General features: G+C 67.7%; 3 protein-coding genes. 2 read left to right on the forward strand and 1 reads right to left on the reverse strand.

Features of this window, described 5'->3' with window-relative positions; genetic code table 11:
* The coding region (locus tag B2Y21_RS06680; RefSeq protein ID WP_292058170.1) for a helicase HerA-like domain-containing protein at positions 1-1,289 on the reverse strand (1,289 nt) is incomplete at its 3' end.
* Between the two features lie 116 nt (positions 1,290-1,405).
* On the opposite strand from B2Y21_RS06680, the gene B2Y21_RS06685 reads away from it, so the two are divergent.
* Positions 1,406-2,575 carry an AI-2E family transporter gene (locus tag B2Y21_RS06685; RefSeq protein ID WP_292058171.1) on the forward strand — a complete coding sequence of 390 codons (1,170 nt, stop codon included), beginning with the start codon at positions 1,406-1,408 and terminating at the stop codon, positions 2,573-2,575.
* 438 nt (positions 2,576-3,013) lie between these two features.
* On the forward strand, positions 3,014-3,268 hold a 255-nt coding region (locus tag B2Y21_RS06690; protein ID WP_292058173.1), incomplete at its 3' end, for a hypothetical protein.

Below are 3,268 nucleotides of genomic sequence, written 5' to 3' on the forward strand. Positions count from 1 at the left end.
TCGGCCTGGGCGCGGCGGGCCTTCAGCACCTCTTCGGCCGACTCGCGGTTGACCGCCGTGTCATAGACGCCGCGCACCGGGCTGGCGGCCAGCGTCGCGGCGCGTTCGGCCTCGGTCGCCGGGCCGAGGCGCGAATCCGGCGGACGGATCTTGGTCTGGGCCACCACGGTCGGCGCGCCCTTTTCATCGAGGGTGGAGACCAGGGCCTCGCCGACCCCCAGGGCCTGAATGGCCTCGGCGGTGTCGAAGGCGGGGTTGGTGCGGAAGCTCTGGGCGGCGGCGCGCAGGCCCTTCTGCTCGGCGGGGGTATAGGCGCGCAGCGCATGCTGCACCCGGTTGCCCAGCTGGGCCAGGACGCTGTCGGGAATGTCGGCCGGGTTCTGGGTGACGAAATAGACGCCGACGCCCTTGGAGCGGATCAGGCGCACCACCTGCTCGACCTTTTCCAGCAGGCCTTTGGGCGCGTCGTTGAACAGCAGGTGGGCCTCGTCGAAGAAGAAGACCAGGCGCGGCTTCTCCGGGTCGCCGATCTCGGGCAGTTGCTCGAACAGCTCGGACAGCAGCCACAGCAGGAAGGCGGCGTACAGGCGCGGGCTGTTCATCAGCCGCGTGGCGTCCAGCACGTTCACCTGGCCCCGGCCGTCGAGCGCCGTCCGCATCATGTCCTCCAGACGCAGGGCCGGTTCGCCGAAGAAGGCCTTGCCGCCCTGCTGTTCGAGCTGGAGCAGGGCGCGCTGGATGGCGGCGATGGAGGTTGGCGAGACGTTGCCGACCTCGCGGCCGATGGTCTGGGCGTTCTCGCCGACATAGGCCAGCAGGGCGCGCAGATCCTCAAGGTCCAGCAGCAGCAGGCTTTCCTTGTCGGCGACGTGGAAGGCGACGGTCAGCACCCCCTCCTGCACGTCGTTTAGCTCCAGCATTCGCGCCAGAAGCACGGGACCGACGTCGGACACGGTGGCGCGGATCGGGTGGCCCTTCTGACCGTACAGATCCCAGAAGACGACCGGGGCCGACTTGCCGTTCAGCGTCAGGCCCATCTTGCCCGCGCGCTCGGCGAACTTCTCGACGCCGCCGCCCTGGCTGATGCCCGACAGGTCGCCCTTCACATCGGCGCAGAAGACGGGGACGCCCGCTTCGGAAAAGCCCTGGGCCATGATCTGCAGGGTCACGGTCTTGCCCGTGCCGGTGGCGCCGGCGACGACGCCGTGGCGGTTGGCCCGATTCAGCAGCAGCCGCTCGGGCGCGCCCTCGAAGGACTGGCCGAGAAACAGGGCGGGGGCGTCGGTCATGAAGAGGGTCTCCTGCGTACTGTTCCATGCTTAATCGACCGGGCCGTCGCCGCAAGGCGGAACCTCGGCGGTTTACAGCGATTGACGCCGTTCCCGGTCACGACGACAGTTCCGCCATGAAGCTTCCGATCACCGTCAGTCATTCCTCCCCGGCCACGAATGCGGTGGTGCTGATCGCCGTCGTGGCGGCGGGCGCGGCGCTCTACTGGCTCAGGGACATTCTGACGCCCCTGGCCATGGCCCTGTTCCTGATGATCATGATCGACGGGGTGAAGCGCGCGCTTGAGCGGCGCACGCCGATTCCGCCGCGTTTCGCCGGGGCGGCCGCCCTGATCCTGGTGGTGCTGGGCTTCCTGGCCTCGATCTGGATCATCGTCGACGGGGCGGCCGGCTTCTTCACCGACGCCTCGGGCGTGGCGGGCAGCATCGGCCCGCGCATCGATCAGATCAGCCGCGACGTCTCGACCCTGGTCGGGGTCAGCGACCCGCCGACCCTGCACGACATGATCGCGGGCATCGATGTGCGCGGCTGGCTGACCAGCGCCGCCTTCCAGGTGCAGGGCGCTGCCACCGGCGCCTTCTTCGTCATGATCTACCTGGGCTTCCTGCTGGCCTCGCAAGCGGGCTTCCGCAAGAAGATGGTCGGCATGTTCCCGGAACGCGGCCCGCGCCAGGAGGCGCTGGAGGTGTTCGAGCGCGTGCGCGGCGGGGTCGAGGGCTATCTGTGGGTCCAGGCCGTGACCGGGGCCATGATCTGCGCCGTGGCCTGGGTGCTGATGCGGGCGGTGGGGCTTCAGAACGCCGAGTTCTGGACCTTCGTCATCTTCATCGTCGGCTTCATTCCGGTGCTGGGCGGCGCCGTGGCGGGCTGCGCCCCGCCCTTGTTCGCCCTGGTCCAGTTTGAAAGCTACTGGCCCGCCCTGATCCTGTTCGTCGGTCTTCAGACCCTGCTGTTTCTGGTGGGCAATCTGGTCCAGCCGCGGATGCAGGGCGACAACCAGAACATCGACCCCATCGTCGTCCTTCTGGCCCTGGCCTTCTGGGGCAAGCTGTGGGGCGTGGCGGGGATGTTCCTGTCGACCCCGCTGGCGGTGATGGCCATGGCCATCCTGGCCGAGTTCAAGGGCTCGCGCTGGATCGCCGTGCTGCTGTCCGGCGACGGCGAGCCCTATGCCGCCAAACATTCAAAGAAACAGGATAAGAAAACTGAGCCATCATCCAAGAATCGGGACGGTTCTTCCCTGTTGAATCGTATACTGGGGCGCGACGTCCCGCCGCAGGCTTAAAGCTAGAAATATTCGTCTTCTTGTCCTTGAACTGCCGCAATCGACCCCTATTTCACTCTCACACGACGACGCGGTCCTCCCCTCCCCCTCCCGGACCGCGACGTCCCAGGCCGGCGCTTCCCCTCCCCCTCCTGAGCGCCGGACCGAGCAGGCCGTCGGACTCCGTTCGACGGCCTTGTTCGTTTCTGGGGCCGATTTTCCTTTCGACCTGATGCGCGCTTCTGTCCGATCACGGCCGAATTGAGGCTTTTATTTCTCTGTTCTGCGGCAAGCCTGGCTAAAACAGTCCACAACTGGGCCTCCTGCGCCACATGGTGCGGTGCACACTGAAATTCCCTGTCTTTCGGGGCCTGGGCGGCCTAGCCGTTCTCGCCGGGGACGCTAAGGTGCGGCTGTTTTCCCCAGCGGTTTTCCACCGCGCCGTTCGAGACCTGAGTCATGTCCGCTGCTTCGCGCATCGTTCCCGCCGTTCCCGCCGACCTGGGAGCGCTGGAGGCGGCCTACGCGCGGATTGCGGCGCCGCCGGGCGCGGCGGAGAAGACCCTGCTGGCTCAGGCTTTCGACGACTATTCGGCCGATGGGACGCCCGAACTGGGCGGCGACGACCTGGCGGTCCTGCTGGCCGGCGCCTGGCGCGGCGCCGAGGCCCGCAAGGCGGGCGAGCCCGCCCGCATCACCGTCGGCCCGCTGGCC

The sequence above is a fragment of the Brevundimonas sp. UBA5936 genome (assembly GCA_002430835.1).
Taxonomy (GTDB): Bacteria; Pseudomonadota; Alphaproteobacteria; order Caulobacterales; family Caulobacteraceae; genus Brevundimonas.